Here is a 19,703-nt window from a genome sequence, read left to right as displayed (position 1 = left end):
ACCTTAGGACCCACGAAGATCCAGCAGCCGGGCGTCGAACCCTTTGGTTACGGTTTGTCCCCGATGACGGCGCCCTGTTTTAGAGGTGCCGCGATGACCAGCCCGCAGTTAAGGTTGCAGGACGCCCAGGCCGTCATCGGGGCGATGGAGCCGGAGGAGATCTCTCGGGCGCTCGAAGAGGCCATGGACAAGGGCGTGAGCCTTGAGGAACTGGTGCTGCGCACCATGGCTCAGGTCCGCATTGAGACGCCACCCAGACGGGTCCCGCAACGTGATGACGCCGTGTGGGAGTGAGCGTCTCGGAGGGCACCCAGGTCGAGGTCTGCCGCCGTCAGCCAGACTTCCGCTCGCGAGTGGCCTCTTCATCCGCCACGGCCTCGACGGCGGCGATCACGTTCTCAAGCTCGGCAACCTGACGCAGGGCGCTACCGGCGGGCATCCCGTCGTGCCCAGCCATCGCGAGGATGAGATCGCGCTGGTGGGCTTTGAGGCGGTCGAGAAGAGCGGCGAGCTTGTCGTGCATCAGGTGGCTGTAGTCGTCGGGATCACCCTGAACAACCGGGTCAGCAGCCTATGCTCCTAACATCATTCAGCAGCATACAACTCAATCTCAGCCGCGGTATCGGCGACTTCCAAGTGAGCTTGACCGCGTTTCAGAACTGAAAAACGGTATTGATTATGGACATTGCATTTCCGCCCCGCGACCTCGGCCGCACTTACGGAAGCGGCGAGTTCCCAGCCATGCATCATTCCAAGTTTCGTGAAATCATCGAAGCCCGTGATGAAAGGTTCGCCGAGACGCGACATGGATGAGAGGAAAGCGGTTACTTCCGGGTCATCCATACCAAACAAAGTATCTGTCACATGATCGATCCATAGACGGCTGTCCGAATGCTTGCATAGGAGAGCCAGTTTCTTCAAGGTGTCGCATAGATCCTTCTTGGCAAGGTACATCGAAACACCTTCGAGAAGTACAAATGTGCGTCGATGAGGATCAAACCCGGCTGCGAGCAATTCACTCGGCCAGTCAGCCATTCGGAAATCGAGAGGCACCGGGACGATCTCGGCACGACCTGTATCCATACCCTGGAGCCGTGCATCGCGCTCCATCAGCATTTCCGGCAAGTCGGCCAGAAACCATCTTTCTCCGCTGTCTGCCAACTCGACGGGTTTCGTATCAAGTCCCGCTCCAAGGACGAGAACCTGATCGAACTTCTCGGCCTTCAAGGTATCGCGCGCGTATTTTGTCCGGGCACGAACCAACGAGGGAAGCTGCGGCGTAGCATTCGACATACGTTTTCCAATCGCGATGCCTTGCTCACCGGCAAGAACGTCCGAAAGGCTGTCGCCCCGTAGACCGGCAATCATCAACGCCGAAAGCTTCATTTTTTCGATCTGGCCTGCCGATGCCTTTTCATGGGTCGCCCGCGGAAGGTCGGCGTACATCCCAATCTCATGCTCGCAGAGAGCGACTAGCCGATCGGATTGAAAGATCTTGACTTCACCTTTCACTACGCAGCGCCCCTTCGACGCCAGACTTTTCCTCATGTCCTCGACAGTAGGCTGATCCAATTCAGCAACTGCTCGGATGGCCCCTGTACCAGGAGCTAAATGAGTCACACGACCATTTCGGAGCCACATCTGTACCGGCAGTGCGTTGCAGCGATCATGCACGCCCACCGTATAGATGCCCGGCACTGCCGCGAACATAGCGACACCGAGAGCATAATCCGCCATCAAGTAGAATACAGATGCTTGATGAGTTCCATTCTGGTTCATCGCCCCGTCTTGAAGAGGAGCGGTTAGGACGGCTCTCGCCGAAGTAGCTTCTTCTACCTTGCATTCGGCGAAGCGGAACAGTGGGACCAATTCGCCCAGTCGCTCTGTTATGAGTTTTGGGTCGCAATTCTTAGCATGAAGAACGATATCTTCGTTGCTCGGAATAATATTGAACGCTTCGTTGATGACATGCATCGAAATCACACCAACAATCCGGAGCACCCACCCGAAGAGGGCAGCCCACACACAATCTAAAGTATGTGTACACGATTTTTTAACCTTCGCAATTAGCTTGGCCGCCCTGTACCGTTTTATGATTAATTAGAGGCTGTGCCCTGCTCGGTGGTGAATTGCGGACAAGCCTGCTCTTTGCATCAGGGTACTCGCATCAGTGAGATGGCCATCTCGACCATTCTGACTGATCCAGTCACGCAACTTGACCTTGGAAATCATGTCGCTGACGTGAGCCCAGCGGGCCTGATAGCCCTCGTGGATTGCCGCCTCGTCTGTGGCACCGTTGTGGTAGATCTACACGTCACACCGGAGAGCCGCGCTCGGCACAGCGAGGGGCCATGCTGACCCTGGAAGACCTGGAGCACGCGACCGTCCACGGTGAGACGGCCAAGGAAGCTCTCTCCCAGGCGGAGCGCCGCCTTGCCGAACTCCTGGAGACCAAGAAGGCGATCGAGCAGAAGGCCACGACCTTGGTCGCCGCCTACGTCACCCTGTCCGTCGCGCTGGTCGGGGCGTCAGCGGGCATCTATCGCGAGGGCCACGCCGTCGCGAAGGCGCTCCCCTTCGCCCTCTCGGCCGTCACGTTCGTGATCGGCGCAGTCGTCCTGGTCGCGGCTCTACGCGGGCGTCAGTACGGCAACCTCGGCAGCACTCCAGACATGTGGCTGGTGAAGGGTCGGATCGACGGGAACGACGCCTCGCTCGCCCGGATGCGGGCCTACCTCGTCCATCACTATGCAAACCGCATCGCCGTCAGCATCAACAGCAACGAGGCCAAGCACCGCCTGCTCAACGCGGGCATGATCCTCGGCATGGTTGGCGTCGGCGTCTTCCTGATCGCCATCATCGGGTTTTTCGCGCTCTAGGATCTCCATCCCGGACACTCACGCCACCCGTGTCAGTCGGCGGCGGGTCACGCGGCGGCGTCTGCTTCGGCGGGTCCTTTTTGTCCTCGGCCATGGTGTCCTCCTTGATCACGCGTGGGCCACCGGGAGTTCGGTGATCCGGGTCGTGTAGTGTGGCGTGCGCATCTCGAATTTCGTGTTCCAGTCACGCTTTTCGACGAGCCCCGCGCGGGCGGGCACGACAGCACCACGGCCCCAACGGGCGTTGCAGGCGTCCATCGCCGCCATCAGCGGCCCCGATCGCTCTCGGTCCAGTGCGCCGATCAGCGCGCGCGGACTGTGGGACAGCGGCGCGAGATCGTTCGTCACGATCCCAGCCTTGCTGTAGCGCCACGGCCGTTCGCCCGCCTCGCGCCATGTCTTGGCTACCCCGAGGCGCGCTGCCTTGATCAGCGCCAGCGTGTCGGACGTGTGCTCGGGCAGGCTGACGGTAGTCGAGACCGAGCGTTGCGGATCGTCCCGATCATGCTCACTGGTGTGGTAGAAGACGCTCACGTGGTTGGTGCCGAGCCCCTCGCGCCGGAGCTTCTCACCAAGGCGCGTAGCATGGGCAGCTACAGCCTCCTCCAAGGTCGCTCGATCGGTGATGCGCGACGAGAAAGATCGCGTAACCGCGCAGCCTTTGCGTCGAGCGGGTACGAGGTCGAGCGGTAGGCAGGTGGTTCCCCGCAGTTCGTGGATGATCCGCTCGCCCACGACTGTCAGCCCCTTCCTGACCGGACGCGGGTCGAGATCGCGCAGATCCGCCACGCTCTCCACGCCCATCGCCTCCAGCTTCGCCAACGACGCCCGGCCGATGACGAGACCGGCGAACTTGAGGGCGTGTCAATCCTCGGTCAGTAGGGTGAGGTGCCGGATGACTTCGCCGAGAATTTTCAGGGGCGATCCGCAGGAGAAGACAGAACAAATTCGTTAATAGTTCTTTCAACAAAAAAGGGCGATCCCGAAGGACCGCCCTGTACGAAAACGCCTGACCCTCACTCGGAGTCTTCGTCCGGAAACATCTTCTTCCATCGCCGTTGCGCAGCCTCTACAGCGACATCTGAGAATAGGTGGGGGTGGTCGATAACGATCTTCTCTGCAAGCAGGTCAGCACGGCCGATCTTGATCATCGTCGAGTAACCGAGGGTCTCCGGGCCGGTAACAATCGTCTCGATGGCGCCGATAAGCCCCTTGTCCCTGACCAAGTTCCAGGTCCGATTGGCATGCAGCCGCTTGCCGCCGTTGTTCTTGCGGATCTCGATGGTGTGGAGCTTCAGACCCTCGGCGAACAACTCGGCGACGGGCTTGTGCTTCGGCTCAAGGGTGTCATCGAGTTCGTGGATACGACCGACGAAGTCATCATACGGCTGAGCGGGAGGAACGTAGTCCGGGTTGAGACGCGCCCGGCCCGGCTTGATGCTGTTGTCGAAGAGGATCAGTCCCTGGCGGACGAGGCTCTGACGGCCGGTCAACATGACGTTGTAGACGCCGTGCCAGTTGGTATCGGCTCCCTTGGCAACAACGGCGGCCATCGTCTCACGTATGGTCTTGGGACCATCGCCGAGCGCCTCCAAGATCTTGCCCTCGATCGAATTGCCCCACGAGAATTCTGGGATTTCAAACTGAGGGGCGGCTCCCTGGTCCTCGACATCCTCGTCGCCCTGTTCAGGAGCCAAGTGTCCGCCTTTCTCCGGGATCGGGATGCCCGGCGCACCCATCATAATACCTTCCAACTTAGCGATCACCGAGCCGATGCCTGCCTGGAAGGTCTGTTCGGCCTTAATCGTCACGGTTGCTTCCTCGATCAGTTCTTTTGACTCTTTTCTCCACAAATTCAATTGCTTGATCGCGTCCCTTGGCGGCTGTGTGGTCGCGACCACCATGACGTTTTCCATCGACCGATCCATCCCGACCTCCTCGCACCGTCCCGGCTGAGCGCCATTCCACGACTGTTAGCTAAAGGTTTTGGGCGAGTCAACGACCTACCTCTAAGTTTGGCTTAGACATCGGCCCGGAGCCAGACTTAGGCATCAATCAGAGCGAGAGCTTCCGGATTGGCGGCCTTCGCGGTGGAATGAGAGCGGCAACATCCTCTGTCAGAGGTGCTTGATGAGATCACCACTGTGGCAACCTGATCGAGACAAGCATCAATCTATATGACCCCGGTCACCCCTGAGCAGGAGATGGCGATCCGCCTCCGATGGCACTGATGCCGCTATGGAATATGGAATTGCCGGGGGCTCGCTCCGTGATAAGCCCGACATATGGCAGCTGCTTCATCGCCAGGAATATTACCTCGACGCTCAAGCAGATGGGCCAACCGGCTGATACACCGCCATCCAGGCGGACTGTGGATCAACTGCTTGGTTTGCTCAAAAAGTGCGTCTTGTTGTTTGATGGTGAATCTCGCGAGGCGGGTATGAGTTTTGATATTTTTTGCGTCATCCCCAATATTCTGCCGCATTAGTATTGTAAGAGGCGTACCTCCAAAATGCTCTTCCGCCAATGGGCCAGCAGCAGCGATGAATATTCTCTTTGCGTTTAGTTCCTTGGAAAAGTCGTAGCACTCTCTGACCGATTTATAGCGGGAATCGAATAAGCTATATCTTACTTCCGACAGACCGAGTGCAGATCGTTCGATTTTGCCTGCTCGTGTTTTGATATAGAATTCCCCTCCGGCCCGCGATGAACGTTCGAACCTGCACCTTATAAATTTCGAGGCCCACGAACCAACTGGCGTAAACGTGGCCCGCTTCATGGAAGCTTGTTCGTTGATTTGCTATCTTCGGTCGCCCCAGCATTCTCAATGCTCATGCTAAACCAGTGATGCGACAAGCCCGAGCGCACACGGCCGTTCCCTGCCCAACGAAATGACGAACCGTACGAACTTCGCCTGGATCATGACACTGCCAGCAGGAACGCTCGTTGACTTTGATGGTTGGGCGTAGTCCGCGCACGACCCAGGTTGGTCACCTGGATTCAACCCGCGTGATTTCGAGGTGACCGCGACGGGAACGGGGCCCAACGTCAGGCTGTCAGGCTTGCAAACACGTGACTGCATCGCCTTGGGATCATCGCTATCGACGGGTTCGGGCCGGTCGTATGACGCTCCGAGCCATCTACCCGCAGGGAGAAGCTACAGTTGAAGTATGTCATCAAACGCCTGCGCCGATCAGATCTTACCTTCTTCGAGTATCAATATCGCATTCAGAACGCAGGCAACCAGAAATCACTCAATCTGACAAGGCGTGTCTTTATCGACGTGCTATTTCCATCTGCGCCCGAGATCGCAGCGAATAACGGCGAAGTCGGCGCTCCCAAGCCATTCCATCTGCCGCTCACGATCTACGGACCCGGTGAACGCCGGATACCCCAGATCGTGTCTCGAAGTGTCCTGCCCAAGACACAGAAACAGAAGAATTGGCGTCTCAACGGGGAGTTTGTTCGTGACCCGGATGAGGATCCCAACCGTTATCATGCCCTGGCGGCAGACGATGTCGGTGTTCTTGCCTTCGATGGCGACGCGTTTCCGACCGCCGTCACTCTGGTTCTGCTGAGTCAGGCAGAGCCCGGCGATCTCGGTTTGCGCACGGCCGTTCTGGAAGCCATCAACAACAAGGCGATGGGGGTGATCACCCGTGACCTGCTCGCGCGGATCATCGAGCGCGAGGCGTCGCCGACGCATCCGATCCGCGAAGTTCTTGACAGCACGTTGGATGAGGTACTTGAGGACGCCGCGCTCGGCTCCTCGTCGGCCGTCCGCAGGCTGCGCAACTCCGGCTCCGCGCGCCGGATGTCGGCAAAGGCGTTGCAGAACGCCAGAAGGAATGCCGAGGTCACGGGCCGGAACGGCGAACTGCTGTTGAACGACTGGCTCCAGGCGGAGGTTGAAGCCGGGCATCTCCGGTCTGCGGTCTGGACCGCCGAGACGAACGCGATCAGCCCCTGGGATTTTGTCGTCGAGGAGAACGACGGGACCAGAGTCCGGATCGAGGTCAAGTCCACAGCCGGACCCTTCGAACGGAACTTCCACATCTCCCAGGCGGAGATCGAGTGGGCAGCGGAGGCAGAGGCACCCCGAACGGATCTCTACCGCCTGTCCGAACTCCAGGACGGCACTGCCTCGCTTAGGATCTGCCGTGACATCCGCGCCGTGGCCGCACAGATCGTTGCAGCCACCTCCGGTCTGGGCGTCGGCATCGTCCCCGACAGCTACACCATCAGCCCGGTGCAGTTCGGGACGTGGTCGGAAGCCGTCGCGATCGAAGTGCCGGACGAGGATGACGATGAAGAGGACGAGTAGCTACTCGGCCGCAACCGGCACACGGCGTGTTACTGCTGGTCGGGCACAGGCGCGGCGCAGGCTGTCCATGATCGTCTCGGCGAGGCGCTTCGCCATCAGGGGCGGAACGGCATTCCCGATCTGACGGTACGCCGGGTTCATGGTGCCACAGAAGGTGAAGCCGTCCGGGAAGCTCTGGAGCCGGGCCGCCTCTCGAACGCTGATGACGCGCGCCTGCGCACCATCGTAGTGGATGTGCGAGTAGGTGTCCTTGCCGATGTGCGCCATCAGCGTCCTGACCGGGAAGTCCGACTTGAGCTTCCACCAGCGGTTCGGGAAGCTGCCTACCGGGTACGGGGGGACCATGGTCCGGAAGATCATCGTCTTCTCGCCTGCCGTGAGACGCCTGCCGCCGCGCTGCTCACGGTTCTGGATATGCTCCTCGTACAGCCGGACGGCGGTCGCATGGGCCGCCGGGTACTCGGCACCGTTGGGCATGGCCCGGAAGATGTCCGTGTCCCTTGGAAGATACCGGATGACATGATCCCGTAACCCGTCCTCGGGGGCCTCGAACCCTGCCCATGTCCTCATCGTCTTGGCGTAAGCCGAGATCGCTCCTAGCTGTCGGGGATAGGCGGTGGGTACCTGGAAGCGCTGGGCACCCTTCTTGAGCTTGCCCTCCAGGTGCAGGGTGATCGGGCTGAGATCGCCGATTGCCTCTTTGGCCGTGACCGGCCCCGGAAGGTCCGGCGTTCCATGGTCCGCTTCCTCAAAGGCATCGCTACCGAAGAGGTCCACGAACTTCAGAGCCACGGAACGTGTCCCACCGTACCCTGATGGCAGCACCATGTGCTTGATCGCGCGCGGGAAGTGGATCTCATGATCGACTTCCTCATGCACGGCGAGCAGGTAGACCCGATCCCGCATCTGCGGGACACCATGGAAGGCCGAATTGATCAGGCTGTAGCGTGCCCTGTACCCGAGATCCTTCTCCAGAAGCTCGGCAATCTCACCCATGACGTTGTGACCGCCGTAGTTGAGCGAGTCGGGTACGTTCTCGATCAGCAGGGCGAGCGGCTTCGTCACCCGGATGTAGTGCAGGTAACGCAGGTACAGGTTGCCGCGCGGATCAACCTTGTAGGCAGACGGATGGTCTGCCACCTCGCGCAGCTTGGCGCGCCCGACCCGGGCGTAAGCTTGGCATGGGGGACCCCCACGAGCACATCGAAGGCCCGCTCCGGATCTCCGAGTCCCAGATCGGCGGTTACCTCGCCGGGCTCGACGCTGGTGATGTCGCGACTGCGCGCGTGCTGGGCGAGAACTTCGGGCGGCTCGTGCCCGTGGAAGTTCAGCGCATGCGTCCGCGCCGCGATCGGGTCGATCTCGACGGCAGCGTCGATGCGAAATCCTGCGGCCTGAAAACCGAGCGAGATGCCGCCACACCCGGCGAAGAGATCGAGCACGCGCGGCGGCTCACCCCGCCGGAGTCTCGTCAGCTTTTCGCGAATGATCCCGCCCTTTACTCGGTGCACCGTGCTCTCCAGCGCCGACGAATTCGGCGACCCGCTCTTGCAGGCTTGTACCTTGCGCCGTCTCGCACTCCCAGATGGTTAAGACCTGCCATCCACGGTCCCGAAGCGCACGATCGTTGCGCTCATCCCGTTCGACGTTCGAGGCGAATTTGCGGGTCCAGAACTCCTGGCGGCTCTTCGGCTCGTAGGCGAAACGGCAGCCGGGGTGACGATGCCAGAAGCATCCCCGCACCTCGATGATCTTCCGCCTCCCGCTCATGCTGATGTCCGGCTTTCCCGGCAGATCCTTCCTGTGCAGGCGGTAACCGACCCCGAGTTCGCGAAGGATCTTCCGCACCACGAGTTCGGGCTTGGTGTCGCGCCCGCGGATGGCACTCATCATCCGGCTGCGGGTTTCTGGGGTGAACCGATCGACCAATCCGTCCTCCCGCTCTAAATGCTACTTTTTCAAAGCAAACATTGCCAGTTCAGAAATATTTCCACCGCGGTTTACGCAAAATTTTGTTCCCGCAATTTCTTCCGTCAATGCGTAATGATAAAGTCTCACCATTTCTTTGAACATATCAGTATAGGAAGAAAAATCGTTTAGTTTTTTAATCTTATCTAATTTTTCAAACGACTCTTCAGGCAAGTCAATCTGTAATCTTTTCGTGTGTGACTTCATTTTACTTTTTGTCAACGAAGCTTTTCCGTTTTTTGTAGGCTCGTTTGTTTCCGTAGACATATTCATCCTCCGCTGAATAATGATGGGCGCCAGTGGCCGAGACCACTGACGCCCATCCGAAGCTACGCCCTGGTAGAACGGTAGTAGTAACCGCCGATCGTTCCGAAGAGCGGACCGACCACACTCCAGATTGCCTGGAGAGGAGTCCAGTTGCTCGTCATAACTCCCAGGCAAGCCGCACCAAGCAGAAAGATTGAACAGAGCCCGATTACTGCGAATGTGATCACATTTCGAGCCAACCCATCTTCAGACTTGGTGGGATCCTCGATAACACGAACCTTAACATCGAAAGGCTCGCCCACGATGACGTGTCGCTTCATCTCTGACTCTCCAAGTGCATGGAGCGCCAGATCTTCGGCCATTCCGTAGTCTCCCCCCGGCGCGGAACTTTGATCTCAACGACCTGATGAACTGGTCGCGGGGTGGCCAAGAGACTTAGGAGCGCAGTAACGGCATTAACTCCTACACCTCGGGTAGACCGAAGTTACAAAGATAATACCCATACCGGCCAACCAGCATGGCACTGCCCGTGACCCTTGTGGGGGGACGCTCGTGCCGCACTTCGCTTCTATCGGGCATTACTCGGGTGAAGTCAACACCCCCGATGACAATCCGATGTTTACCCGATGAACGGGTCACCCTGCGATCCGCGATCGGTCACAAGCCCAGTCCGCTCGCGTCAAAGCCCGATCTCAGTGGTGAGATTGTCCTCGAACAACTGCCCCTCGCGGACATAGCGGCGCAGAACCGTGAGGGAGGTGTGACGGGTCTGACGGGCGATCGCGAGTTCGCGGACCCCGGCGCGGGCGGCCGACGTGGCGAACCCCGCCCGCATGGAGTGGCCTGCATAGGCGGCTGCGTCGAGCCCGGCTGCCCCGGCGCGACGCTGGACGATCAGGGCGACCGCGTTGCCGGACAGACGCCCGCCGAGGCGGCCATGGCGATCGACGGCGCGGAACGCTGCCCCCTCGGCGATCCCGGATGCGGCGAGCCACGCCGCGTAGGCGGCGACCGGACACGTCGCCGTCCCGGTACGTCCGACCGCCAGCACCGCCCCACGGCCCTCGGCGTCGGTCTTGCTGCGCCGGATACTGATCCGCAGACCCTCGGGCAGGACGGCGATGTCGGCAACGTCGAGGGCGACAAGTTCCGAGCGCCGGAGCGCGGCGGCGGTGCCGACCAGGAGCAGGGCACGGTCGCGCCGGTCGGCAAGGCCGTCGCCAAGCGTGGCGAGCGCCTGCTTCAGGCGCGGGACGGTCAGGGCCTCGGCATGGCGCTGGGCGGAGCCGCGCTCGCGCCGCAGGCCCGCCAGCACGTCGGCCACGGCCGGATGACGCACGTCGAGGCCGAGCCCGGCTTGGCGGTGCCGGGCGGCGAGGCTGCTCACCCGCCGGGTGAGAGTCGCGAGCGACAGCCGGTCGGCGATGTCGGCGAGGTAGAGCCCGACCACGGCTGGAGTCGCAGGGAGGTGTGAGGCCACGAGCGGAGCACCACGCCGCAAAATCGCGCCAGTCGGCCTCGTAGGCGCGGATCGTGTTGGCGGCGCGTGCCTGCCGGGCGAGCCCGGCGGCACGAGCGGCGACGGCTTCGAGATCCGGGGTGGCGGCAGGGCTGCCATCGGTGAGGGGGACGACAGCCTGCGCCATGAGGGTCAGCCTTTCGGGGAGTAGATCGCACCGGTCGAGAAAAGGTGGCCCGGCGGGATGCGCCCGGTCCGACCCGGAAGGAGTCCCTCGCCGTCGAGGATCTCACGGACCCAGCGCCCGATCAGCTTCTTGATCGGATCGGGGCGGACCTCGTCCCCGATCCGATCCAGCAGCGGGCGACCAACTGCCCGAAGAGCGGGAATGTCGTGCTTCGACAGCACAACCATCTCGGTGACGTAATCGGGGTCGGTGAGGATCGCGCCGACGCGACCGCCGAGCGGCGATGCCTTGAACCCGTCGAGACCAAAAGCCATCAACGTCTCCTTGCTTGCGTTTCGCTATATTGCATCTTGCAATCTTGCATTCAAGCAGGAACGCTGGCGGGCACTGCGATGTTCGCGTGGATTCACCTTCGATAAGCGTCATTATCACAGCCCACGACGGCCCCGGCAACGGCCTTCATGCGTGCATGAATAATTTTTTCATGTTGCCTCTTGCGGGCGCGCAGAGACGGGGTATGTTGGCTTTATGAATTTGTGATTCACGAGGTCATCGAATGCCACCGTTCACGAAGGACGAGATGCTCACGGAACTCCGGACCATCCTGCTCTACGAGGCAGACCACATCCGGGCGGCCGCGAATGACGAGATCGCCGCCGAGTTCATCGGGTTTTCGAGATGGGCCACCGACGACAGCGTCCTGGAAGGCGAGGACGAGCAAATTCCAGATTTCGAGTATGAGGAAGAAGAATACAGCGTAATGGATCCACAGAAAGTGGATCTTGAAAGATTTTCCATCACCAGCACATTGATAAAATGCTTCGAATTTGCATTCAGACCAAGCTTGTCTCACGAATTATATGACACAAACATAAAACAGATCACATTCTTCACACAGGGTATCCCGCGCGTCGGCACATATGGCGAGACACGCCCCTTCATGACCCCGGACGGCTATTGTCAGATCGTATCTGAGGTCGCGGCAGCACGCTGGCGCCTGGAGGTTGAGGAGGAGGGAACCTTCACGGCACGTGAACTGGCGCTGTTGGCCAATATGACCGAAGGGGCCGTTCGCAACGCCATGACCGGCAAGGGCGAAGGCAGCCTCAAGACGGTTCCCGGTAAGAAGCCGATGCAGGTGGAGTGGGCTGAAGCTGAGCGCTGGCTCAAGGGTCGGCGCGGCTTCGTGCGAACTCCGGCTCGTCCGAGCCAAGATCAGGTTTTGAAAGATCGACTCAAGGCTATCAAAACGGCCCAGGAACTCGGCGCCCTAATCTGGCTGCATAGCGATTTGCTCGAAGCCCCTGGCCTACACAGCGACTTCATCGAGCGTACTCCCACCAAGGTGGATCGGAGCGCGGGAGGTGCTGCATCTCTGAACTGGCCTCACGAGGAGGTCATGGCATGGAAGCTGGGCACGTTCACGTTCGATGCGGCAAAGGCACAGGCCCTCGCGCAGGCTCTGGACTTCGACGCGCCGGAGTTCGTCGGTAAGGCGCTTGAGGTCTCCCTGCGCCGTGATGCGAGCGGGGGAATCAGCGGTGAGCTACCTCGGCGGACACACCTTCTTCCGTCTTGAAGGCGATCCCACCGGTACTTGGCTGGACCGCCACGTTCGACATCGTCCGCAACGGGAGGCGGTGAGCGGGTTCCCGACTGGCCCCTCCGAGCAGGTCCTCCGCGAGATCGCGCAGATGGATCGGGAGGTTGCCGCCAAGCTCGCGGCTCGCCGCTTCGAACAGCGTTCGACAGTGCGGCGGCCGTCCAAACAACTTGTCGGGAGGCCAGCATGATCAGGAGCATCATGACCATTCACGCCCAGGAGCGGCTTCAGCAGCGGGCGATCCCACCCCTCGTGATCGAGCTTCTTGAGGAATTCGGTTCGATCGAGCGGTGTGGACACGCCGAGCGTCTGATCTGGGACAAGGCTGCCCGACGCCGCCTCGCCCGTCATCTCGGTGGCGAACGTGGCCTGCGCATGGTCGAGCCCTGGCTCCACGTCTACGCCGTCCGATCAGACGATGGGCATCTCGTCACTGCGGCCCATCGGCGGCAGCGACACCGGAGACAGTAGCCGGATCATCCCCTCGGCTGCTCACCGGTCACCATCCGCGAGCGGAGAGCCACTCCTCGAACGCAGCGGCATCGGCCTGAACTTCGAATTCGTAGTTGAGCTTGTCGAGCCGTGCATTGCGCACACGCTCGACAACGCGCCGCCGCCAGCGACCGGAAGCCTTGGCCGCGCACCACCGACACGCGATCTGATGCCGGTGCTCATGAGCGAATGAGTTCAGGTTCACGACCATCGTGACGGTGTCGGCGACATTGAAGGTGTTGCGCGCGATCATCGCCTGGAGAACCGGGTCGTCCCGCAACCGGGCGAGCATGTCCCGGATCCTCTGGATCTGCGTCGGGGTCATGCCGTAATCCTCGCATCGATGGAACGGCGTCCGAGAAGATCGGCGACGCGCATGTCCCGAAGGATTGCCGCGTCGAACGCCTGCACACGATCGCGAAGATCCGGGGGCAGTAATGATCCGGCCTCGGCAAGCCGCAAGCGCAGAGACTGGATCGTCTGCACTGACACCCGCATTGTCGCACCCTCGCGCCGCAGATAGTCGCGCAGGTAGCCGGGGTGGCGTCCGCACCACGAACGGGAGAATTGTTCTCGGGACCGGACGAGTCCGAGATTTTTCATTTCCTCATAAATTCGAACGAGTTGAAATCCGTGCATCTTATTCCTGGGATATTATCTGGGATGAATATCTTCTATCTACTTATATAACAGACACGCACATGCAGTCAGAAGTTTCGTGATCGTCTCTGGCGATCAACGCAATGCTGCGAATTCAATCGGGTTTGTACGACAGGATCAGCGTGCAGAGCGGTATCACGCACGAAGCTGGCGGATCCGTTCGAACGCCTCTTCGGCGCGGATGTAGCGATCGTGGGCCTGCGGACGATGATGTGGAGGGTGCACATCCGGATGCAGTCGGCGCCGGTAGGCCCGGCGGGCGGCCTCGACCAGCCAGTCCGGGGCTGAAGGGCTCAAACCCACCCGGCGGTAAACAGGATTGCCAACCGTATTGGCCGCACGGTGGGCCGCCGCTCGTACCTCGGCAAGTTCGCCTTCCAGACGCTTGATCCGAGCGTCGCGTCCCGCGAGTTGAGCGGCCTGCCCCTCGTGATCCGCTTCGAGCAGCCGCCGCGCCCGATCTTGTTCGCCGACCATGCACGCCAACGTTTCTGCCATCACGAGATAAGGCAAGGCCAGCACCCACAGGGTCAGCCCGGCGACTGGCATCGGTAGGCTCGCCAGCACCAGGGTGATCACGATGGCCAGCCAGATGCGGATCTTCCAGCCGGGCGTCTTCAGGACGTAGACCGCAGCGGGGTGAAGGTTCGTCATGGGCGGAGCAGGAACGCCGCCAGCGCCTCACCAGAGGTGACTATGAGGCGACGCCGATCACGCGTGCTTCCCTCATCCCTGCGGTCGAGGATGTCGTCGAACCCGATGGTCACCCGCCGCCTCCCGGATCAGGCCGCCTCGTCAGCTTCACCCTCCAGCGCTGCGAGAACCTCGTCCTCCTCGCTGCTGCCGTGCGGGTGAAGAGCGTCGTGGAGGGGCGCGTAGCGGTAGATCCCCAGCAGATCGGCCACATCCTTTCGATAGGGGCCGCCGATCGCCGGGCCGGGGATGATCGCGCCGAGCGCCTCCAGGCGCCTCAGCACAGGGTAGAGCACCTCTCTGGAGGGTTGCCGGTTCTTCATCCCGCCGACTTCCGAGACCATCCAAAGTCCGTCGATGGTCGGCGTCAGCGATGCCGCGAGGGTCATCTCCGTGCCGTCTTCGGCGCGGTGCATTACCTCTACGACTGCGAGTAGACCGAGCGCAGCCTCGGCGATCTTCGTGCTCGCGCAGTTGCGGAGCTTGGTGCCGATCTCACGGTACTCCGCGGCCGTCCGGAGCGGCCGGATGCCTTCGGCTGCTGGCAGCGGGGTGGGCAGGCGATCCGCGGTATCGAGAGCGGACTTGGCGAACGCCTCAATGACCCCCAGGCTCTTGAGCGACTGGCGCAGCGCGGCGACGACGGCGTCTTCGTCTACGACCGAGTGGCAGATCCGGATGAGGTCCAGCACCGCATTCATCGCCACGACGCGCTGCGGCGTACCGGCGACGGCGAGAACGTCGGGCCAGACCAGGACAGGGTCCAGGGTCATGGCTGCCTCGACGGTAATGGACATCAGCTTGCCGGAGTACCTCAGCGCGTGCGCCCGGCGACTGTGACGCTCGACGGCGAGGATCTCGAACAGGCGATGATATGCGGTGGGATCGACGAACGGATGCAGGCCCGCTCCCTTCGCGCCAATTTCCTCGATCCTGGCGAGCGCCCGGAGGTAGCCGGTGGGCACGTCCTGGGGTTCGACGGCGAAGGCTGCCGCAATGATCTGCCGGGCGCGACGGGTTCGAAGCGCGAGACCGATACCTTCAGCACCCGCAGTATCAATGGCGAGGCAGCGAAGGAAGGGGCCGGGTGCATCCAGGTCAAGGGTGGCGAGAGCGACGAAGGCAGCTTGCCGCCGGAGCACTCCCGCGACGCAGAGATCAGCGATGAGTCCGCGGGCGCCCTTTCGATCGAGAAGCGAAAGCCGCGTCAGGGCCCAACCGGTGATCGGTGTTGCTTCGTTGGCCGTCTCAGCCGGGTTCTCAGTGATGTGATCGCATCGCCGATGGGCCAACGGCATGCTCCGACAGCATCGCCGTGGTCACGCGTTCCCGCGCCACCCGTTTCGACCTTGTGCAAATTCTACCACAATGCTGATGGACCGCAACGATGCGTGAAGATGAAGCGAGTCGTGGTTAAATCTGGGCGTCCAGCCTGAGGATATCCAGCAGCTTTTTCGTGGTAGGTCGTTGCAGAAATTCGAATCTATGCGAGCATCGTCGGGATCGGCGCCAGTCCGAAGTTGCTGATGACGTTCGGGGTGTGGAGTTCACAATCGTAGACCGCGGTGCCATCTTCTCCGTCATCCTCACCCGACAAGCACTGCGGATCGAAGCGAAGCTTCCACTGCTCGATGTCACAGCCGAGTACCGCCGCGCAGTCGCCCAGACCCTAAACCGAGTCGAGGAGGCTCGGTGGCAGCGCCACGCCGAACTCCATCTTGATCAAGTCCGAGAAGAGATCCTCGCTCGGCAGCGCGCCAAGTATGGGCCTGAGTGGCCGTCGAGTTGGGGCGGCCGGATGACGTTGAGCATCCTGGTGCAGCGAGCGTTGGAGGTCAGCTTCCGGCGTAGCTAAGCATTTCTGAACCCGAACGAGACGGATCCGGCGCTGTGGCGTGGAAGCCCACCGGCAGCTAAGGTCATGCTTCCCCTGCCTGAATTGGTGGAGGCCAACCTATACGCAGTTGCTATTGCCCTGGGCGGTTTTCCCCACGCCCCAGAACTAGCGCCTCCTTATCGACAGGTAGGCGCGGACGATCTCGGCGACGCCAATTAGCGCCGTGCCGGGTTTTGTCCCGGCCGACAGATGGAATTTCAGGCATCGATGGCTTCGATCGCCGCAATAGCAACTGGGTCGGTCGCCGGGACAACGTGGACGGGCACGGTCTCGTGGCTCAAGCGATCTCGCAACGTCCAGAAGGTGTACTCCCCCGCGATCAGCGTGTAGCGGCCGTCTTGCCCCACGACGGCAACGATCGGCGGGAGCGTTTCTCCCCAGTTGAGGGACGCCTCGAAGCTGGCCATCCGCCCCACCCACCGCTGGCTCTCGTTTGCGTCAGACAGGAGCCCAATCCGCGCGAAGGCGTCCACCGGCACCATGATCGTATGCATGGCCTGGGCGCGCGCCACGTCCGCTGCGACGATCGCCTTCGCCATCACACTTGCGAACCCTTGGTGCCCGAACCGGGTGCCAAACGCCGACAAGACCTCGGAGCCGAGTTCCCGCATAAGAAACGCAACCCCGACATCGTCGTTGGGCGCGTGCCTCGCCTCTCGCTCTTGGCGAGCCTGCCACATCTCATGAGGCTCGGGCGCCTGCGGCGGCTCGCGGCGCTCGGGCGCACCCTCCTCCTGTCCATGCCACTGGTGCAGCGGGTCAGCCTGCTGACCCTTGACCTTGGCGGCAGCACGAGCCTCGCGGATCTCGGCGGCAACCGCCTTGCTGGTCAACTTTTGGCCAGCCTCAAGCCGTTCGGCCACAGATGCGCACAGTGCGTCGGGCGTCGAGGGCGCTGCCAGCGCGTAGATGGCTGTCGGAGGCAAACGCGAAATTATTTCGCTTTTGTCCCCGAACCGCTTGGCGGCCCGCATGAAGTTCTGAGCCATGCGAGGGCTGATACCCATCTCGGACTTGGCCCACGGATAGAAAGTGCCGCGATCGAGGCGCGCCTTCATCTCCAAGAGGTCGGAACCCGTGTTGATTACGTAGGTGCGAGTTCGCTGGTGATAGCGCTCGACCACTGAGCGAGCCTCACGGGCAACCTCCGCATCCATTCCAGCGTAGTCGAAGGCCGTAGGGCCAGAATTGGGCTCTGTGATCGGCGGCGCACCCATATTATGTGTTCTCCGTTTCAGCCGCGCAGCCGAACCACGGCCGAACTAACATCCATCATGGAAACTGAAGCAGTCGGCCGCTCGGGTGACAAACACATAACAAAACAGCACTGCTTTGCAAGAGGCAGCGGCAAATTCCACTGATGGAATTTTCCCGCGCAATCGCCGAGCATTTCGTTATACGAAAAACGAACGCGTCGATGACCTAGAAGACAGTCGTCTACACCGAGGATACGTCGTCCCGCCTTTTCCTCTATGATGATCACGAAGTTCGGGTCGCACCCAAGCGGCGATCGAGCAGGTGGAGCGCCCTCCGTCTGGGCCGCCACCCCCCTAATGCTTCTTGCGGTGATCTCGACGTTCTGCCGACCTCGCTCCACCGATCCGGCCCCAGCCTTCTCCCATCATCGGCTCGACCATTACGCAGGCCAGTGTCGGCGTCGAACTTCCGCCCGGAGGTCTCGACGGCCACGCTCGCCCACGATCATCGGACGGACCTTGCCTGGAACGGGCATGCGAAGCGTCCATACGGCAGCAGTTCACGCGACGGTCGGCTCGCGCGGACCATGCATCGGCTGACGCTATATCGCCCAGAGTTCGCGTCACTGCGGCGAGAGCAGCCTTCGATCTCCGAGCGTGGTCGATCGTGCGTTTTTCGCACGAAAACGATGTCGCCGAGATCGACATCTCGCGCACGGGCAACGTCTTGCTCACGGGCGCCATCTCGCACTCGGGCAACATTACGACAAGCACGGGCACCGACGCGCTTTTCGATATACGAAAACGCGTGCAGCAAGGTTGTCTACTCGTCCACTTCGCAGATCCGGTTGCCGAGCACGACGCGCGCTACGTCCTGGGGTGCGTGTAGGTGCGCTTGCGCGAGAGCAACAAGGTTCGCGAGCACGACGGCTTCGAGGCTCAGATCCTCAACCGCCAGGATAGGCACCTGCACCCATGCGGATTTTGTTGACGAAGTTCGCGTCGGTCGTCCGGCTCTCGACGTTCATGCGGAGTTCGAGATCATAGAGGCCGTGATCCAGGGCTATGCCCTGCCGATCTCGAAAGGATGGTCCTCTCCGGAGGTCACCATCTTCACCGAGGGCACAGTGGCGAGCCCTCGTACCCGTTGTTCTCGAACTTCGGGCAGCGCGCCTCACGGCGGTGCAGGATCATGCCCAAGAACGTCGCGTCCATGGTCACCTCGACGGTGATCATGCCCTTCGTGGCTGTTCGAGATCTCGGCGGCGGTGGTCGTCTGGCCAACCGTTCCGCATCCTGTCCCAAAAACCCTCTCGTTTTCGGCTCCCATTTTCCCTTCGCGGCGGCTCTTATGTCGGCCTGTCCCGGAACCATCTGGTTCTGGGACAGGGCTCGTGGCCGTAGGCTTGGCCGAGGCGCGGATCCGTGAGAATCTGGGGGCGATGAAGGTCGCACTCTATGCCCGCGTAAGCACGTCCAAGGGGCAGACGGTTGAGAACCAACTTCGCGAACTTCAGGCGGTTGGTGCCCGGCTGGGCTGGACCGTCGTGGCGATCCACATTGATGAGGGGATCAGTGGCGCGCGTGGGCGCGATCGGCGGCCGGGCTACGATGCTCTCCTCAAGGGAGTCGCCCGGCGCGAGTACGATCTAATCGCGGCCTGGAGCGTGGACCGCCTCGGGCGTTCGCTCCAGGACCTCGTCGGCTTCCTCGCCGAGGTTCAGAGCCGCGGGGTCGGTCTGTACCTGCACGTCCAAGGGCTCGACACAACGACGCCCTCGGGTCGGCTGCTCTTCTCGCTCTTGTCGGTCTTCGCCGATTATGAGCGCAGCATGGTCCGTGACCGCGTCCTGGCGGGTTTGGAGCGCACGCGATCGAAGGGCACTCGCCTCGGTCGGCCGCCGCTGGACGCGGAGAAAGCCGAGGCAATCCGGGCGCTACTGGCAGCCGGGGTCGGGATCCGAGAGACGGCGCGCCGGACCGGCGTCGGCGCCTCGACCGTGCAGCGCGTGCATGTGGCGATGACCGCCTCCCAGGATGAGGAGACAATCACCGCCGCGGCGTGATGAGCGGGTCGC

24 protein-coding genes and 1 pseudogene are annotated in these 19,703 nt (G+C 61.5%); 8 read left to right on the top strand and 17 right to left on the bottom strand.

The features are described from left to right. Window positions 1–93: 93 nt before the first annotated feature. Entirely contained in the window at window positions 94–294 is a 201-nt protein-coding gene (locus M6G65_RS10265) for a hypothetical protein (protein WP_238199824.1), read from the top strand. Window positions 295–331: 37 nt separating this feature from the next. Here M6G65_RS10265 and M6G65_RS10260 read toward each other — a convergent pair whose 3' ends face one another. Together M6G65_RS10260 and M6G65_RS10255 are read right to left on the bottom strand one after the other, a co-directional pair. Further along, complete coding sequence (locus M6G65_RS10260; RefSeq protein WP_238199823.1) at window positions 332–523, bottom strand: hypothetical protein; 192 nt, start codon at window positions 521–523, stop codon at window positions 332–334. A 62-nt stretch (window positions 524–585) separates the two neighbouring features. Beyond that, window positions 586–1,974: a class I SAM-dependent methyltransferase gene (locus tag M6G65_RS10255; RefSeq protein ID WP_238199822.1), complete on the bottom strand. Its 1,389-nt coding sequence runs from the start codon at window positions 1,972–1,974 to the stop codon at window positions 586–588. 377 nt (window positions 1,975–2,351) lie between these two features. On the opposite strand from M6G65_RS10255, the gene M6G65_RS10250 reads away from it, so the two are divergent. Next, the gene (locus M6G65_RS10250) at window positions 2,352–2,879 is read left to right on the top strand and encodes a Pycsar system effector family protein (RefSeq protein ID WP_238199821.1); all 528 of its coding nucleotides are present in this window, start codon (window positions 2,352–2,354) and stop codon (window positions 2,877–2,879) included. 108 nt (window positions 2,880–2,987) lie between these two features. Here M6G65_RS10250 and M6G65_RS10245 read toward each other — a convergent pair. Both M6G65_RS10245 and M6G65_RS10240 read right to left on the bottom strand, forming a co-directional pair. Beyond that, window positions 2,988–3,716, bottom strand: a pseudogene (locus M6G65_RS10245) (DinB/UmuC family translesion DNA polymerase); the annotation flags it as partial. 179 nt (window positions 3,717–3,895) lie between these two features. After that, window positions 3,896–4,807 carry a hypothetical protein gene (locus tag M6G65_RS10240; RefSeq protein WP_250103898.1) on the bottom strand — a complete coding sequence of 304 codons (912 nt, stop codon included), beginning with the start codon at window positions 4,805–4,807 and terminating at the stop codon, window positions 3,896–3,898. 293 nt (window positions 4,808–5,100) lie between these two features. Here M6G65_RS10240 and M6G65_RS10235 point away from each other — a divergent pair, with 293 nt between their 5' ends. Together M6G65_RS10235 and M6G65_RS10230 are read left to right on the top strand one after the other, a co-directional pair. Then, entirely contained in the window at window positions 5,101–5,367 is a 267-nt protein-coding gene (locus M6G65_RS10235; RefSeq protein ID WP_238199818.1) for a hypothetical protein, read from the top strand. Window positions 5,368–6,042: 675 nt separating this feature from the next. Then, a complete protein-coding gene (locus M6G65_RS10230; protein WP_238199816.1) occupies window positions 6,043–7,203 on the top strand; it encodes a protein NO VEIN domain-containing protein in 1,161 nt (386 codons plus the stop codon). On the opposite strand, the gene M6G65_RS10225 is transcribed toward M6G65_RS10230, so the two are convergent. The 7 genes from M6G65_RS10225 to M6G65_RS10200 all read right to left on the bottom strand — a co-directional run bounded on the left by M6G65_RS10225 (window position 7,204) and on the right by M6G65_RS10200 (window position 11,398). Then, window positions 7,204–8,343, bottom strand: a complete 1,140-nt coding sequence (locus tag M6G65_RS10225) for a DNA cytosine methyltransferase (protein WP_284042380.1) — start codon at window positions 8,341–8,343, stop codon at window positions 7,204–7,206. Beyond that, window positions 8,265–8,645 carry a DNA cytosine methyltransferase gene (locus M6G65_RS33455; protein ID WP_284042379.1) on the bottom strand — a complete coding sequence of 127 codons (381 nt, stop codon included), beginning with the start codon at window positions 8,643–8,645 and terminating at the stop codon, window positions 8,265–8,267. Before M6G65_RS33455 ends, M6G65_RS10225 begins: the two co-directional genes overlap by 79 nt. Before the next feature lie 10 nt (window positions 8,646–8,655). Further along, a complete protein-coding gene (locus M6G65_RS10220; protein ID WP_238199812.1) occupies window positions 8,656–9,132 on the bottom strand; it encodes a very short patch repair endonuclease in 477 nt (158 codons plus the stop codon). A gap of 21 nt (window positions 9,133–9,153) precedes the next feature. After that, on the bottom strand, window positions 9,154–9,438 hold the full coding sequence (locus tag M6G65_RS10215; protein ID WP_238199810.1) for a hypothetical protein: 285 nt from the start codon (window positions 9,436–9,438) through the stop codon (window positions 9,154–9,156). Window positions 9,439–9,500: 62 nt separating this feature from the next. Continuing rightward, a complete protein-coding gene (locus M6G65_RS10210; RefSeq protein ID WP_238199809.1) occupies window positions 9,501–9,800 on the bottom strand; it encodes a hypothetical protein in 300 nt (99 codons plus the stop codon). A gap of 317 nt (window positions 9,801–10,117) precedes the next feature. Further along, window positions 10,118–10,888, bottom strand: coding sequence for a tyrosine-type recombinase/integrase (locus M6G65_RS10205; RefSeq protein ID WP_250103897.1), 771 nt, complete (start codon window positions 10,886–10,888; stop codon window positions 10,118–10,120). A gap of 201 nt (window positions 10,889–11,089) precedes the next feature. Next, window positions 11,090–11,398, bottom strand: a complete 309-nt coding sequence (locus M6G65_RS10200) for a hypothetical protein (RefSeq protein ID WP_238199806.1) — start codon at window positions 11,396–11,398, stop codon at window positions 11,090–11,092. Window positions 11,399–11,640: 242 nt separating this feature from the next. Here M6G65_RS10200 and M6G65_RS10195 point away from each other — a divergent pair, with 242 nt between their 5' ends. Both M6G65_RS10195 and M6G65_RS10190 read left to right on the top strand, forming a co-directional pair. Next, the gene (locus M6G65_RS10195) at window positions 11,641–12,663 is read left to right on the top strand and encodes a hypothetical protein (RefSeq protein WP_250103896.1); all 1,023 of its coding nucleotides are present in this window, start codon (window positions 11,641–11,643) and stop codon (window positions 12,661–12,663) included. Between the two features lie 225 nt (window positions 12,664–12,888). Beyond that, window positions 12,889–13,158 carry a hypothetical protein gene (locus M6G65_RS10190; protein ID WP_238199803.1) on the top strand — a complete coding sequence of 90 codons (270 nt, stop codon included), beginning with the start codon at window positions 12,889–12,891 and terminating at the stop codon, window positions 13,156–13,158. A gap of 28 nt (window positions 13,159–13,186) precedes the next feature. Here the strand turns inward: M6G65_RS10190 and M6G65_RS10185 are convergent, their stop codons facing one another. From M6G65_RS10185 to M6G65_RS10165, 5 genes are all read right to left on the bottom strand, one after another. Then, window positions 13,187–13,504 carry a hypothetical protein gene (locus M6G65_RS10185; protein WP_238199802.1) on the bottom strand — a complete coding sequence of 106 codons (318 nt, stop codon included), beginning with the start codon at window positions 13,502–13,504 and terminating at the stop codon, window positions 13,187–13,189. After that, a complete protein-coding gene (locus tag M6G65_RS10180) occupies window positions 13,501–13,818 on the bottom strand; it encodes a DUF6626 family protein (protein WP_238199801.1) in 318 nt (105 codons plus the stop codon). Before M6G65_RS10180 ends, M6G65_RS10185 begins: the two co-directional genes overlap by 4 nt. A 156-nt stretch (window positions 13,819–13,974) precedes the next feature. Next, window positions 13,975–14,493: a hypothetical protein gene (locus M6G65_RS10175; protein ID WP_238199800.1), complete on the bottom strand. Its 519-nt coding sequence runs from the start codon at window positions 14,491–14,493 to the stop codon at window positions 13,975–13,977. 128 nt (window positions 14,494–14,621) lie between these two features. Beyond that, window positions 14,622–15,830, bottom strand: coding sequence for a hypothetical protein (locus tag M6G65_RS10170; protein WP_250103895.1), 1,209 nt, complete (start codon window positions 15,828–15,830; stop codon window positions 14,622–14,624). Between the two features lie 796 nt (window positions 15,831–16,626). Continuing rightward, window positions 16,627–17,553 carry a ParB/RepB/Spo0J family partition protein gene (locus M6G65_RS10165; RefSeq protein WP_238199796.1) on the bottom strand — a complete coding sequence of 309 codons (927 nt, stop codon included), beginning with the start codon at window positions 17,551–17,553 and terminating at the stop codon, window positions 16,627–16,629. Window positions 17,554–18,292: 739 nt separating this feature from the next. Between M6G65_RS10165 and M6G65_RS10160 the strand changes: the two genes are divergently transcribed. Continuing rightward, window positions 18,293–18,514, top strand: a complete 222-nt coding sequence (locus M6G65_RS10160) for a hypothetical protein (protein ID WP_238199794.1) — start codon at window positions 18,293–18,295, stop codon at window positions 18,512–18,514. Between the two features lie 224 nt (window positions 18,515–18,738). Here the strand turns inward: M6G65_RS10160 and M6G65_RS33450 are convergent, their stop codons facing one another. Beyond that, a complete protein-coding gene (locus tag M6G65_RS33450; protein ID WP_283214926.1) occupies window positions 18,739–18,861 on the bottom strand; it encodes a hypothetical protein in 123 nt (40 codons plus the stop codon). A gap of 158 nt (window positions 18,862–19,019) precedes the next feature. Here M6G65_RS33450 and M6G65_RS10155 point away from each other — a divergent pair, with 158 nt between their 5' ends. After that, entirely contained in the window at window positions 19,020–19,691 is a 672-nt protein-coding gene (locus M6G65_RS10155; RefSeq protein WP_238200307.1) for a recombinase family protein, read from the top strand. Window positions 19,692–19,703 lie beyond the last annotated feature (12 nt).

It is taken from the genome of Methylobacterium tardum (assembly GCF_023546765.1).
Lineage (GTDB): Bacteria > Pseudomonadota > Alphaproteobacteria > Rhizobiales > Beijerinckiaceae > Methylobacterium > Methylobacterium tardum.
Note: the sequence above shows the minus strand (reverse complement) of the source record. Positions and strands in the feature narration are given on the sequence as shown.